Source organism: Salmonella sp. A7 (genome assembly GCF_020181675.1).
GTDB classification, from domain to species: Bacteria; Pseudomonadota; Gammaproteobacteria; order Enterobacterales; family Enterobacteriaceae; genus Salmonella; species Salmonella enterica.
Map to the genome: position 1 here is coordinate 3,994,179 of NZ_CP084001.1, position 13,079 is coordinate 4,007,257.

Sequence of the window (13,079 nt, forward strand, 5' to 3'; positions counted from 1 at the left end):
GTTCACGCTTCGATAAAAATACTCAGGTTATACGGAGTTCAGAAAACGACCATATCATGCTGCATGTCACATAAAAGCGTTATAACTGAACCAGAAGAGGATTACCGGTTACGTAGCACGTTCCAGAAGCCCGTGAGCCCGACTAGATAGCGTTCAGTGCAATATTGGAACCTGTAAGCTCAGAAAATAACGCTGTTGAATGTTCCGCCGACCAGATTATGTTACTGGCGCCCCATTCGCGCGCCACGGACTCGAACGTATAAAGGGGCTCTCCACCCCGCTTGTCCTCTCTGCGTTTTTCCGCCGGATTAATGCCTGACCCGTCCTGAATAGCGTTGACACGTTCCAGACTTAAATCCGCTTGCTTCTCCCTTGCCAGTACAAGAGAAATGAGCGGATAAGGGCCTAATGCCATACGGTTCTTTTTGTTTCCAAAGCGAAATTTCAGATACCACAGCTTGGATCCGCTGGGGTTCACCTGAATGTAAAGACCGTGGCAGTCAAAGAGCCTGTATGCCTTGCCAGGCGGCTGGCATGCCGGATTGCGAGATCTGTAAGCACCATTTGGGGGTCACTCCTCTATCGAACCGGATTTGCCCCTTTTTGCCCCCAGATCGCGTGGATGTCAATGGATGAAAAATGACCAACACGTAAAGGCCATAAAATAAATATGGTTATTAGCGAAAAATAAATTATCTTTGAATTACAGACAGATATGGACGAATCTGGACAGAAATGGACACAAAAAAAGCCACCATTAGGCAGCTAATTATTGCATCACTTGGTGCGAAGGCCGGACCGCGATCCTCGACGTAACCCATTGAAGTAAATAAGATTACAAAACAAGAGAACCGCTATATATACTCACATGTATACTCATGCGTGATTCTCTGAAAACGCAGTTAACTTAAAATCACGCCTCATCTTCTTCCACAGGTTCAAGCGCGTCAAGTCCCCTCCAGAACGGTGAACAACTCTCCATTTGACCTACAAGCCATTCAGAACCCGTCAAAGATAAAATCGAGAGCATTTTTGATGGTTTGCCTGTGAGAACGAACGTCCATCACCTCATCACCAATCTGCGAAAGCCTGATACTCGCCATTTCGTGAGTCATCACCAGATAGTCATTACCTTCCACATTCAGAGTGGGCGTGAGGCGCTTAACTGGGTTATTTACCAACCTGCTCACAGGAAACAATGGGATAACCATGCGAGTATGCAGTTCATCAATAATATCGCTTTGCACATCAAGTAAATAAGGATAAGCCTTGCTGTTTCCTTTATTGCGATAAACCATGTATTGCATGATTAAAACGTCCTGTAATCGTCCGATAAAAGGCCGTGCTCATCAGTAATACGATTGAGCTCCTGCAAACCCGCTCTATTTTCTGCTTTCCAGCGTTCAACGCCTGTGGCACTGATTTCCTCTTTCAGCGCGGCGGTAAGCACCGCAGACAGATTAATACCTGCATCACGGGCTTGCTGAAGCAATGCAGGTTCCAGCGTGACACTGACTGTTTTTTTATGTCGTACACTCATACCCGACATAGAGCCTCCTGAAATTACACGTGTAATAAACACATGTATCTAGTATGGGGAGTATTTAAGCAAATGGCAATGAGAGGCGACTATCTCGGATAGCAATATCTTTGCCTGTCAGGTTTCCTTTAAACGGTTAGCGAAATCCACCATGTCCGAATGACTCACCACACGACCGGCATCCACATCGGCAAGACCGGCCTGGATGCTCTGGTGACGTCGCTCTCTTTCAGCCAGCATGGAGAGTAATGCTTCCTTTATGACCCAGCTCTTTGAACGATCCAGCTCTACAGCCAGATTCTCAACGGCAAGAGCCAACTCAACTGGAATCTGAGCGCTGATGGTCTGTTTAGCGGAAGATTATGGATAGCTTTCTACATCAGGCGTCGTTCGTCACGGGGAATTGGTGCTATGATCGGCATCGCTCAGTCCGGTTGGTGATTCGTGATTTTTGGCGATTGATCAGATCGCACAATCCGGGCTGAGTTCCCTCAAAGTGATCTACTATTTGGCGCAGCTATTTAGGTTTTACAAGTAAGGAACATGCCGTCACCGTCAACAAGTGAATACTCTTTATCCTCAGGTTTCGCAGAACGAACTTTAGTATCCGTTAGGTCATGATGGACCTCCTTCGATTGGTATCTCGTGAGTATACAAGCAATATAGAATCGGAAAATATACTCATTAGTATACTCACAAGCTTGTTGATGTGGGTTGAGTTAGATTGACTTCAGTTGAAGGAAAAATCGCGGAAAGCCTTGTATGACGGGGATTTCAGGCACAAAAAAAGACGTCCGTTGACGTCTATTGATGTTCCGATGGTGCCGAAGGCCGGACTCGAACCGGCACGTATTTCTACGGTTGATTTTGAATCAACTGCGTCTACCGATTTCGCCACTTCGGCACTGAAGAGGTATGCGGAAAACGTTGTGGATTATACCTGTCATACGCCGCCATGCAAGCACGAGCATACACCTGTATCGCTAAGTGCTGAAAATTTCAGCAGCGTTGAGTATTAAATAGAATAATCAGGCTACTTCCCGCCTTCTCCAGCAGATTAACGCCGGGCGTCCCTTGCCTCCATGCTCTACACTTTTCAGTTCAACACCACATTAAGGGAAACACAATGACGATAATAAAAAGCTACGCCGCCAAAGAGGCGGGCGGCGAGCTCGAACTCTATGAATATGACGCGGGAGAACTCCAACCGGAAGATGTCGAGGTACGGGTCGACTACTGCGGGATCTGCCATTCCGATCTGTCAATGATCGACAATGAATGGGGGTTCTCTCAATACCCTCTGGTTGCCGGACATGAGGTCATTGGTCGGGTGGCCGCACTCGGCAGCGCGGCACAGGATAAGGGGCTAAAAGTCGGCCAGCGCGTTGGAATCGGCTGGACGGCGCGCAGCTGCGGACACTGCGATGCCTGTATCAGCGGCAATCAAATTAACTGCCAGGAAGGCGCAGTGCCCACTATCCTCAATCGTGGCGGTTTTGCCGAGAAGCTTCGCGCGGGCTGGCAGTGGGTAATTCCTCTTCCGGAGAATATAGATATGGCGTCCGCAGGCCCGCTGTTATGTGGCGGCATTACGGTCTTTAAACCGCTACTGATGCACCATATTACTGCTACCAGCCGCGTTGGCGTCATCGGTATTGGCGGGCTTGGGCATATCGCCATAAAGCTGTTACATGCAATGGGCTGCGAAGTCACCGCGTTCAGCTCAAATCCATCGAAAGAGCAGGAAGTGCTGGCGATGGGGGCCAATAACGTGGTGAACAGCCGCGATCCGGAAGCGTTAAAAGCACTGGCGGGCCAGTTCGATCTCATTATTAACACGGTCAACGTCGATCTCGACTGGCAGCCCTACTTCGAAGCGCTGACGTATGGCGGCAACTTCCATACCGTTGGGGCCGTATTGAAGCCGCTGCCCGTACCGGCGTTTACATTAATTGCCGGCGATCGCAGTATCTCAGGCTCGGCAACCGGAACGCCATATGAACTTCGCAAACTGATGAAATTCGCCGGACGCAGCAAAGTCGCGCCCACCACGGAACTGTTCGCAATGTCACAAATCAACGAGGCTATCCAGCACGTTCGCGACGGCAAAGCCCGCTATCGTGTAGTGCTAAAAGCTGACTTCTGACCGCCTGACTCAGCGCTTTGACAATGATCAGGAAGCGCTGAGTGCCTGACGAAAAGCCTGTACAGCCTGTCGGCACTGCTCCGTCACGTGCTCGATGTCATGATTAACATCGATACGCGCAATATCATGTTCATCGGCACAGGGTCGCTCCAGCGCGTCAAACTGACTTTGCAGCAGGTCTGGCGGCATAAAATGCCCGGCACGACGCTGCATTCGCTGCAGAATGGTAGCGTAATCGCCATCCAGCCACAGGAAATGTACGTTAGGGCTGCTCTTACGTAAAATATCGCGGTACTGTTTTTTTAATGACGAGCAGACAATAAATCCCGTCTCATTTTTTTTATAAAGACTGTATGAAGCGTCATTTAATCGTTCCAGCCAGGGTAAACGGTCTTCATCAGTTAACGGTATTCCCTGAGACATTTTATCAATGTTTTTCGCCGGATGGAGATCATCGCCGTCAATAAACTTCGCAGAAAATAATGTTGCAATCTTGCTGCCTATTAAAGACTTACCACTACCTGAAACACCCATTAAAATATAGCTTTCCCCGGCCATTTAAATACCTCTGAGTCATATTCCACTCCACAATATTACGCCTCTACGTTCGACAATTTCACGTTTTTTAATTTCCATAGAGAAGAACTCTAAGGCACATCACGTTATGCGTAACATTGTAGTGTAACAATTTTCCAGCGTGACATAAGTCACAAATAATGACAAATAAAACCGCTTAAATGCGTTCAGGGTAACTACCTGACCAGTGAGGAATTTATGGAAGTAAAAACTCAATCCTGCGTTGTTGCGGGTAAGCGTGCTGTTGCCGTTACGGAACAAAATATTGAATGGAATAATAAAGGAACACTCGTACAAATTACCCGAGGCGGCATTTGTGGGTCTGACTTACATTATTATCAGGAAGGCAAAGTCGGCAATTTTACAGTAAAAGCGCCAATGATTTTAGGTCATGAAGTGATTGGCAAAATCGTTCATAGCGACTCAGATTTATTACGTGAAGGACAACCGGTAGCGATTAATCCATCGAAGCCTTGCGGTCATTGCAAATACTGTCTGCAGCATGAAGAAAACCACTGTACTGAAATACGTTTCTTTGGCAGCGCCATGTATTTTCCGCATGTCGATGGCGGTTTTACCCGATTTAAAGCTGTCGATACCGTTCAGTGTATTCCCTGGCCGGAACAGGCAGACGAAAAAGCCATGGCCTTTGCCGAACCGCTGGCGGTTGCCATTCATGCGGCTCATGAGGCGGGCGATCTGCAAGGCAAACGCGTCTTTATCTCCGGCGTTGGCCCTATCGGCTGCCTGATTGTTAGCGCGGTAAAAACGCTGGGCGCGGCGGAAGTGGTATGTGCCGATATCAGTACCCGTTCTCTCTCGCTGGCCCGGCAGATGGGCGCGGATACGCTGGTGAACCCACAGCATGATTCTCTCGATGACTGGAAAGCAGAAAAAGGGTATTTCGATATCAGTTTTGAAGTCTCTGGGCATCCTTCCTCTATCTCAACGTGTCTGGAAGTCACACGGGCCAAAGGCGTGATGGTGCAGGTTGGCATGGGCGGCGCAGTCCCCAACTTCCCGATGATGATGCTAATAAGCAAAGAGATCTCCCTGAAAGGCTCTTTCCGCTTTACTACCGAATTTAATACTGCGGTTTCCTGGCTTGCCAACCGCGTTATCAATCCGCTGCCGTTACTGAGCGCGGAATATCCATTTACCGACCTGGAAGCGGCGCTGATCTTTGCCGGAGACAAAACACAGGCGGCAAAAGTTCAGCTCGTTTTCTGAGAAAGTAAAATAAGGGACACTATCATGAACGATCTTTTTTCACTGGCAGGTAAAAATATCCTTATCACCGGAGCCGCTCAGGGAATTGGTTATTTGCTGGCGACCGGTCTTGGTCGCTATGGCGCGCGCATTATTGTTAACGATATTACCCCGGAGCGCGCCGAAACAGCCGTGACGAAACTTCAGCAGGAAGGGATAAAGGCTATTGCCGCTCCCTTTAATGTCACCCATAAACAGGATATTGAGGCTGCGGTTGAACATATCGAAAAAGATATCGGCGTCATTGACGTCCTGATAAATAACGCCGGTATCCAGCGCCGTCATCCGTTTACTGAGTTTCCCGAGCAGGAGTGGAATGACGTCATCGCCGTAAATCAGACCGCGGTTTTTCTCGTCTCTCAGGCCGTTACGCGCCGTATGGTGGCGCGTCAGGCAGGAAAAGTGATCAACATCTGTTCGATGCAAAGCGAGCTGGGCCGCGACACGATTACGCCATACGCCGCGTCGAAGGGTGCCGTGAAGATGCTGACTCGCGGCATGTGCGTGGAGCTGGCGCGTCATAATATCCAGGTCAACGGTATTGCGCCGGGATACTTCAAAACGGAGATGACCAAAGCGCTGGTTGAAGATGAAGCCTTCACCTCCTGGCTATGCAAACGTACGCCTGCCGCACGCTGGGGCGATCCCCAGGAGCTTATTGGCGCAGCGGTGTTTCTCTCGTCAAAAGCCTCCGACTTTGTTAACGGACATCTGCTGTTTGTCGATGGCGGTATGCTGGTTGCCGTCTGACCAGGGAAATACGATGCAGCGCGTAAGCGCTGCTATTTTGGCGCTAATAAGAGAGACGAATATGCCATTAATAATTATTGCGGCAGGCGTTGCGCTGCTGTTGGTCTTAATGATTGGCTTTAAAGTTAACGGCTTTATCGCCCTTGTTCTGGTTGCCGCCGTGGTGGGATTTGCCGAAGGAATGGGCGCGCAAGACGTCCTGCACTCCATACAAAACGGAATTGGCGGTACTCTGGGCGGACTCGCCATGATCCTCGGTTTTGGCGCGATGCTGGGAAGATTAATTTCCGATACCGGCGCAGCGCAGCGCATTGCGACGACGCTCATTAATACGTTCGGCAAAAAACGCGTGCAATGGGCGCTGGTGATCACCGGGCTTATCGTCGGCCTGGCAATGTTTTTTGAAGTCGGATTCGTACTGCTGTTGCCGCTCGTTTTTACGATTGTGGCCTCATCGGGGCTGCCCTTGCTGTATGTCGGGGTTCCAATGGTCGCCGCCTTATCCGTTACGCACTGCTTCCTGCCGCCGCATCCCGGCCCTACCGCTATTGCGACAATTTTTGAGGCAAATCTCGGTACGACCCTGCTGTATGGGTTAATCATTACCATACCGACAGTGATTGTTGCCGGCCCTCTGTTTTCAAAATTACTGGCGCGATTTGAAAAAGCGCCGCCTGAAGGATTATTTAATCCTCACCTATTCAGTGAAGAAGAGATGCCGTCATTCTGGAACAGTATTTTTGCCGCCGTGATCCCGGTCATTCTGATGGCCATCGCAGCGGTATGTGAAATCACGCTGCCAAAAACGAATGCCGTGCGGGTTTTCTTCGAATTTATTGGTAATCCAGCAGTGGCGTTGTTTATTGCCATTATCATCGCCATTTTTACGCTGGGCCGACGCAATGGACGTACGGTTGAGCAGGTGATGGATATCGTCGGCGAGTCCATTGGCGCTATTGCGATGATTGTTTTTATCATCGCGGGCGGCGGCGCGTTTAAGCAAGTGCTGGTGGATAGCGGCGTGGGTCAATATATCTCGCAATTAATGACTGGCACCTCGCTATCTCCGTTATTAATGTGCTGGACGGTAGCCGCCGTGCTGCGTATTGCGTTAGGTTCCGCGACCGTGGCCGCGATAACCACAGCGGGCGTCGTATTGCCGATTATTAACGTAACCCACGCCGATCCGGCGTTAATGGTACTGGCGACAGGCGCGGGAAGCGTTATTGCATCACATGTTAACGATCCCGGTTTTTGGCTGTTTAAAGGGTATTTTAATCTTAGCGTCGGGGAAACCCTACGCACCTGGACCGTTATGGAAACATTGATTTCTGTCATGGGGTTGCTGGGCGTACTGGCGCTGAATGCGGTTCTGCATTAATTCATCATCCGCAGCCCAATTAACCATGGGGGCGACGTTCCCGCCCCCGGTACTGGAGAAAACATGAGGAATCACAGAATTTCTTTGCAGGATATCGCTACGCTTGCAGGCGTGACAAAAATGACGGTGAGCCGTTACATCCGCTCGCCGAAAAAAGTCGCCAGGGAAACCGGCGAGCGTATTGCGCAGATCATGGAGGAAATTAACTACATACCAAATCGCGCGCCAGCTATGCTGTTAAACGCACAAAGTTACACTCTGGGCGTGCTGATCCCCTCTTTTCAGAACCAGTTGTTTGCCGACATTCTTGCCGGGATTGAATCCGTAACGTCGGGTCATAACTACCAAACTCTCATTGCGAATTACAATTACAATCGCGATTCGGAAGAAGAGTCCGTTATCAATTTACTGTCTTACAATATCGACGGCATTATTCTTTCAGAAAAATATCATACCCTCAGAACCGTCAAATTCCTGCGCTCAGCTACCCTTCCGATTGTAGAACTCATGGATATCCAGGGCGATCGCTTAGATATGGAGGTGGGGTTTGATAACCGTCAGGCCGCCTTTGATATGGTCAGCACCATGCTGGATAAACGCCAGCGGCGAAAAATCCTCTATCTGGGTTCAAAAGACGATATCCGAGATGAGCAGCGTTATCACGGCTACTGCGATGCGATGACGCGCCGGGGGCTGGCGCCGTTGCGCATCAATCCCCGCGCTATCTCCTCTATCCATCTGGGGATACAGCTAATGCGTGATGCGCTTACTGCGCACCCGGACGTGGATGGCGTCTTTTGTACAAATGACGATATCGCAATGGGCGCTCTACTGTGGTGCCGCGAGCGTCAACTGGCCGTACCGGAGCAGATCTCCATCGCCGGCTTCCACGGTCTGGAGATGGGCAGGCAAATGATACCGAGCCTCGCCAGCGTAATTACCCCTCGTTTTGAGATCGGGCGCAGAGCCGCGCAGATGTTGCTCAACAAAATTAAAAATAACGATCTCAACCATAATACGATTGATTTGGGTTATCAGATTTATCACGGCAACACATTATAAATTTTTGAACTACTTTTTCCCGCAGCTTGCCTGAGCTTAACGCGTAGCCAAAAGCGCCACGCGTCAGGTTACGCGCTACATCATTCGAGGAATACCAGGCGGTCTGCCGGATGGCGGCGGAAAGGACTTATCAGGCCTACGGGTCATAGTAGGCCTGATAAGCGCAGCGCCATCAGGCACCGCGCTTTACTGCATTGCCGGATGGCAGCCTGTGATTACGACTTACGCAGCATTAGCCACAGGCTAATCAGGAAGAAAGACGCGCTCGGCAGCAGCGCGCCGACAATCGGCGGAATGCCGTATACCAGCGTCAGCGGGCCAAAAATCTGGTCGAGAACGTAAAAGACGAAGCCGAAGCTAATCCCCGTCACCACGCGCACGCCCATCGGCACACTACGCAGTGGGCCAAAGATAAACGACAGCGCCATCAGCATCATCACCGCCACGGAGAGCGGCTGGAAGATTTTACTCCACATATTGAGCTGATAACGTCCGGCGTCCTGTCCGCTCGACTTCAGATATTTAACGTAGTTATGCAGACCGCTGATGGAAAGCGCATCCGGGTCCAGCGCCACCACACCTAACTTATCCGGCGTCAGATTCGTTTTCCAGGTACCGCTCACCGTCTGCGAACCGGTGATCTGTTTCGGGTTTTGCAGATCGGACTCATCCACCTGCGACAAACGCCAGACCTTATGCTCCGGGTCGAATTTTGCCGAAGCGGCGTAACGCACCGACTGCAAACGACGCTGATCGTTGAAAGCGTAAATACTAATGCCGGCCAGCTCCTCGTCGCCCTTCACCCGTTCAATATAGACAAAGTTATTCCCGTCTTTCGCCCACAGACCTTGCTGGGTGGAAAGCAGCGAACCGCCATACATCGCCTGCGCACGATAGTTACGCGCCATCTGCTCGCCCTGCGGGGCGACCCATTCGCCGATCGCCATGGTTAACAGCACCAGGGGGATAGCCGTTTTCATCACCGACAGCGCCACCTGCATACGGGTGAAACCCGATGCCTGCATCACCACCAGTTCGCTACGCTGCGCCAGCATCCCCAGTCCCAGCAGCGCGCCAAGCAGCGCCGCCATAGGAAAGAAGATCTGGATATCCTTAGGTACGCTGAGCAGGGTGTACATACCCGCGCCCAGCGCGTCGTAGTTACCCTGCCCCGCTTTTTTCAGCTGATCGACAAACTTGATGATCCCGGAGAGCGACACCAGCATGAACAACGTCATCATGATGGTGGTAAAAATGGTTTTACCGATATAGCGGTCAAGTACACCAAATGGCTGCATTATACCGCTCCTTTACGCAGAAAACGGGCACGCAGGCGGCGGACCGGCACCGTATCCCACAGGTTTAAACCAATCGCCAACGCCAGATAGATCAGGTTGACCGCCCACATCCAGATAACCGGGTCCAGTTTGCCTTTACCGCCATTCGATTTAATGGAGGTCTGGATCAGGAAGAACAGCAGATAAAGCAGCATGGCGGGCAACATAGACAAGACGCGCCCCTGACGTGGATTCACCACGCTGAGCGGCACGACCATCAGCGCCATCATAAACACGGTAAAGACTAACGTGATACGCCAGTGCAGCTCGGCACGAGCGCGATCGTTGTCGGTATACCACAGCGTGCGCATGTCCATCTGGTCGGTATCGTTCGGGTCCAGCGCCACGGCCTGATGGCCAATAATCGCCTGATAGTTCTGGAAGTCGGTGATGCGAAAATCGCGTAGCAACGCCGTCCCTTCAAAACGCGTCCCTTTGTTTAAGGTGACAACCTGGGAACCATCGCGCAACTGAGTAAGGTGTCCGGAATCGGCCACGACTACAGAAGGACGAGCATTGCCCTTAGGGCGAATCTGCGCCAGGAAAACATCGTGGAAGTCGCTGCCATCAACGCTTTCGATAAACAGCACCGAGCTGCCGTTGGTCGCCTGCTGGAATTGCCCCTGCGCCAACGCCGCCATACCGGGGTTCGCTTTCGCCTCCGCCAGCACTTCATCCTGGTGTTTTGACGACCAGGGGCCGGCCCACATCACGTTAACCGCCGCAAGGATACCGGTAAATAACGCCAGTACCATAGCAGCCTTTACCAATACGGCTTTGCTCAACCCACAGGCGTGCATGACCGTAATTTCACTTTCGGTATACAGTTTGCCCAGCGTCATCAGCAGCCCCAGGAACAGGCTTAAAGGCAGGATGAGCTGCGCCATTTCCGGTACGCCCAGCCCCAGAAGCGAGAGCACCAGATTTGCGGGAATATCGCCGTCAACCGCCGCGCCGAGAATCCTCACTAACTTTTGACAAAAGAAGATCAAAAGTAAGATGAAGAGTATCGCCAGCTGGCTTTTGAGCGTCTCCCGCACCAGATATCTTATGATTATCACTTTAAATACGCCCGTAAAAACCCATTTTTTTGCTGGAATTTAGCTTGTTTCATGGCTTAAACGTCATTTATTCTCTTGAGTCGTCGAAATCATCGCTAAGATCATTATACTCAGCGGATTCACCTCTCAGAACTTGTTCTGACGTGCCAATGCCGTAATAACGTTAAGATTAACACGAAGTCACCGCAACAGCGGATATGAGTTACGAAAGCTTTCAATTTCTATACTCTAATGGATTTCGAGTTGCAGGCAGGCGGCAAGACTGTGGAGCCCCGGAGCTTACATCAGGTAAGCGACAGGGGTGAGCAGGCGCAGCCAACGCATCTGCAACTTGAAAGACGACGAGTATAGCTGTAGCCACCACTGTTGTCTTTAAGATTCAGGAGCATAGTGCATGGAGTTCAGTGTAAAAAGCGGTAGCCCGGAGAAACAGCGGAGTGCCTGCATTGTCGTGGGCGTCTTTGAACCGCGTCGCCTTTCTCCGATTGCAGAACAGCTCGACAAAATTAGCGACGGATACATCAGCGCATTGCTGCGTCGCGGCGAACTGGAAGGAAAACCGGGGCAGACTCTGTTGCTGCACCATGTTCCTAACGTTCTTTCCGAGCGAATCCTCCTCATTGGTTGCGGCAAAGAGCGCGAGCTTGATGAACGTCAGTATAAGCAGGTTATTCAGAAAACGATAAATACTCTGAATGATACCGGCTCAATGGAAGCCGTCTGTTTCCTGACCGAACTGCACGTCAAAGGCCGCAACAACTACTGGAAAGTGCGTCAGGCCGTCGAAACGGCCAAAGAGACGCTTTATAGCTTTGATCAACTCAAGACCAACAAGAGCGAGCCGCGCCGCCCGCTACGTAAGATGGTCTTTAATGTGCCGACCCGCCGTGAGCTCACCAGCGGCGAACGCGCCATTCAGCACGGTCTGGCCATTGCCGCCGGGATTAAGGCTGCGAAAGATCTCGGCAACATGCCGCCCAATATCTGTAACGCCGCCTACCTGGCGTCACAGGCGCGCCAGTTGGCCGACAGCTACAGCAAAAATGTCATCACCCGCGTCATCGGCGAACAGCAAATGCGCGAACTGGGTATGAACGCTTATCTGGCGGTCGGCCACGGTTCGCAGAATGAATCGCTGATGTCGGTGATTGAGTACAAGGGCAATCCATCCGAAGACGCGCGCCCGATCGTGCTGGTGGGTAAAGGCCTGACCTTCGACTCCGGCGGCATCTCCATCAAGCCATCTGAAGGGATGGACGAGATGAAGTACGACATGTGCGGCGCAGCGGCGGTTTACGGCGTGATGCGTATGGTTGCCGAGCTTCAGCTACCGATTAACGTTATCGGCGTGCTGGCGGGCTGTGAAAACATGCCGGGCGGACGCGCGTATCGTCCGGGCGACGTGCTGACCACCATGTCTGGTCAAACCGTTGAAGTCCTGAACACCGACGCCGAAGGCCGTCTGGTTTTGTGCGACGTGCTGACCTACGTTGAGCGCTTCGAACCGGAAGCGGTTATCGACGTGGCGACGCTAACCGGGGCCTGCGTGATTGCGCTGGGCCATCACATTACCGGTCTGATGTCGAACCATAACCCGCTGGCGCATGAACTGATCGGCGCGTCCGAGCAGGCTGGCGACCGCGCGTGGCGTCTGCCGCTGGGCGATGAGTTCCAGGAACAACTGGAGTCCAACTTTGCGGATATGGCAAACATTGGTGGTCGTCCTGGCGGCGCCATCACCGCGGGCTGCTTCCTGTCGCGCTTTACCCGTAAGTATAACTGGGCGCACCTGGATATCGCCGGCACCGCCTGGCGCTCCGGCAAAGCGAAAGGCGCGACGGGGCGTCCGGTAGCGCTGTTGTCGCAGTTCCTGCTCAATCGCGCGGGCTTTAACGGCGAAGAGTAAGTTTGAGATTACCCCGTAGGCCTGATAAGGCGTATAAGCGCAGCGCCATCA

13 protein-coding genes, 1 tRNA gene and 1 pseudogene are annotated in these 13,079 nt (G+C 51.7%); 6 read left to right on the forward strand and 9 right to left on the reverse strand.

Translation table 11 applies throughout. The features are described 5' to 3' along the window. Positions 1-262: 262 nt before the first annotated feature. From LCS67_RS19415 to LCS67_RS19440, 5 genes and pseudogenes are all read right to left on the reverse strand, one after another. A pseudogene (locus tag LCS67_RS19415) lies at positions 263-564 on the reverse strand (Arm DNA-binding domain-containing protein); the annotation flags it as partial. A 434-nt stretch (positions 565-998) separates the two neighbouring features. Further along, positions 999-1,307, reverse strand: coding sequence for a CcdB family protein (locus LCS67_RS19420; RefSeq protein WP_001199743.1), 309 nt, complete (start codon positions 1,305-1,307; stop codon positions 999-1,001). 2 nt (positions 1,308-1,309) lie between these two features. Further along, positions 1,310-1,549: a type II toxin-antitoxin system CcdA family antitoxin gene (locus LCS67_RS19425; protein ID WP_000016244.1), complete on the reverse strand. Its 240-nt coding sequence runs from the start codon at positions 1,547-1,549 to the stop codon at positions 1,310-1,312. A gap of 108 nt (positions 1,550-1,657) precedes the next feature. Then, positions 1,658-1,882 (reverse strand): CopG family ribbon-helix-helix protein, encoded by a 225-nt coding sequence (locus tag LCS67_RS19430; protein WP_031233173.1) that lies wholly within the window; start codon positions 1,880-1,882, stop codon positions 1,658-1,660. Positions 1,883-2,359: 477 nt separating this feature from the next. Next, positions 2,360-2,444: transfer RNA gene (locus LCS67_RS19440), tRNA-Leu, on the reverse strand. Positions 2,445-2,666: 222 nt separating this feature from the next. Here LCS67_RS19440 and ahr point away from each other — a divergent pair. Next, complete coding sequence (ahr, locus tag LCS67_RS19445) at positions 2,667-3,686, forward strand: NADPH-dependent aldehyde reductase Ahr (RefSeq protein WP_000152563.1); 1,020 nt, start codon at positions 2,667-2,669, stop codon at positions 3,684-3,686. A gap of 27 nt (positions 3,687-3,713) precedes the next feature. On the opposite strand, the gene idnK is transcribed toward ahr, so the two are convergent. Then, positions 3,714-4,244, reverse strand: coding sequence for a gluconokinase (idnK, locus tag LCS67_RS19450; protein WP_000896758.1), 531 nt, complete (start codon positions 4,242-4,244; stop codon positions 3,714-3,716). 216 nt (positions 4,245-4,460) lie between these two features. Here idnK and idnD point away from each other — a divergent pair, with 216 nt between their 5' ends. From idnD to idnR, 4 genes are all read left to right on the forward strand, one after another. Beyond that, a complete protein-coding gene (idnD, locus tag LCS67_RS19455; RefSeq protein ID WP_000453343.1) occupies positions 4,461-5,492 on the forward strand; it encodes an L-idonate 5-dehydrogenase in 1,032 nt (343 codons plus the stop codon). Between the two features lie 24 nt (positions 5,493-5,516). Continuing rightward, positions 5,517-6,281 carry a gluconate 5-dehydrogenase gene (idnO, locus tag LCS67_RS19460; protein WP_000998688.1) on the forward strand — a complete coding sequence of 255 codons (765 nt, stop codon included), beginning with the start codon at positions 5,517-5,519 and terminating at the stop codon, positions 6,279-6,281. Positions 6,282-6,342: 61 nt separating this feature from the next. Next, positions 6,343-7,662, forward strand: a complete 1,320-nt coding sequence (idnT, locus tag LCS67_RS19465; RefSeq protein ID WP_001128356.1) for a gnt-II system L-idonate transporter — start codon at positions 6,343-6,345, stop codon at positions 7,660-7,662. 63 nt (positions 7,663-7,725) lie between these two features. Further along, positions 7,726-8,724, forward strand: coding sequence for a DNA-binding transcriptional regulator IdnR (idnR, locus tag LCS67_RS19470; protein ID WP_001244064.1), 999 nt, complete (start codon positions 7,726-7,728; stop codon positions 8,722-8,724). A gap of 215 nt (positions 8,725-8,939) precedes the next feature. Here idnR and lptG read toward each other — a convergent pair whose 3' ends face one another. The 3 genes from lptG to LCS67_RS19485 form a co-directional block, all read right to left on the reverse strand. Then, complete coding sequence (gene lptG, locus LCS67_RS19475; RefSeq protein ID WP_001182242.1) at positions 8,940-10,022, reverse strand: LPS export ABC transporter permease LptG; 1,083 nt, start codon at positions 10,020-10,022, stop codon at positions 8,940-8,942. Further along, positions 10,022-11,122: an LPS export ABC transporter permease LptF gene (lptF, locus tag LCS67_RS19480; protein WP_000584134.1), complete on the reverse strand. Its 1,101-nt coding sequence runs from the start codon at positions 11,120-11,122 to the stop codon at positions 10,022-10,024. Before lptF ends, lptG begins: the two co-directional genes overlap by 1 nt. A gap of 63 nt (positions 11,123-11,185) precedes the next feature. Next, positions 11,186-11,236, reverse strand: a complete 51-nt coding sequence (locus LCS67_RS19485; RefSeq protein ID WP_212724070.1) for a hypothetical protein — start codon at positions 11,234-11,236, stop codon at positions 11,186-11,188. Between the two features lie 280 nt (positions 11,237-11,516). Here LCS67_RS19485 and pepA point away from each other — a divergent pair, with 280 nt between their 5' ends. Then, the gene (gene pepA / locus LCS67_RS19490) at positions 11,517-13,028 is read left to right on the forward strand and encodes a leucyl aminopeptidase (protein WP_000397158.1); all 1,512 of its coding nucleotides are present in this window, start codon (positions 11,517-11,519) and stop codon (positions 13,026-13,028) included. Positions 13,029-13,079 lie beyond the last annotated feature (51 nt).

Coding starts and splice junctions, on each gene's coding strand:
- ahr (WP_000152563.1), top strand. CDS start 2,667: ATGACGATAATAAAAAGCTACGCCGCCAAAGAGGCGGGCGGCGAGCTC.
- pepA (WP_000397158.1), top strand. CDS start 11,517: ATGGAGTTCAGTGTAAAAAGCGGTAGCCCGGAGAAACAGCGGAGTGCC.
- lptG (WP_001182242.1), bottom strand. CDS start 10,022: ATGCAGCCATTTGGTGTACTTGACCGCTATATCGGTAAAACCATTTTT.
- idnR (WP_001244064.1), top strand. CDS start 7,726: ATGAGGAATCACAGAATTTCTTTGCAGGATATCGCTACGCTTGCAGGC.
- idnD (WP_000453343.1), top strand. CDS start 4,461: ATGGAAGTAAAAACTCAATCCTGCGTTGTTGCGGGTAAGCGTGCTGTT.
- LCS67_RS19420 (WP_001199743.1), bottom strand. CDS start 1,307: ATGCAATACATGGTTTATCGCAATAAAGGAAACAGCAAGGCTTATCCT.
- idnK (WP_000896758.1), bottom strand. CDS start 4,244: ATGGCCGGGGAAAGCTATATTTTAATGGGTGTTTCAGGTAGTGGTAAG.
- idnO (WP_000998688.1), top strand. CDS start 5,517: ATGAACGATCTTTTTTCACTGGCAGGTAAAAATATCCTTATCACCGGA.
- idnT (WP_001128356.1), top strand. CDS start 6,343: ATGCCATTAATAATTATTGCGGCAGGCGTTGCGCTGCTGTTGGTCTTA.
- LCS67_RS19425 (WP_000016244.1), bottom strand. CDS start 1,549: ATGTCGGGTATGAGTGTACGACATAAAAAAACAGTCAGTGTCACGCTG.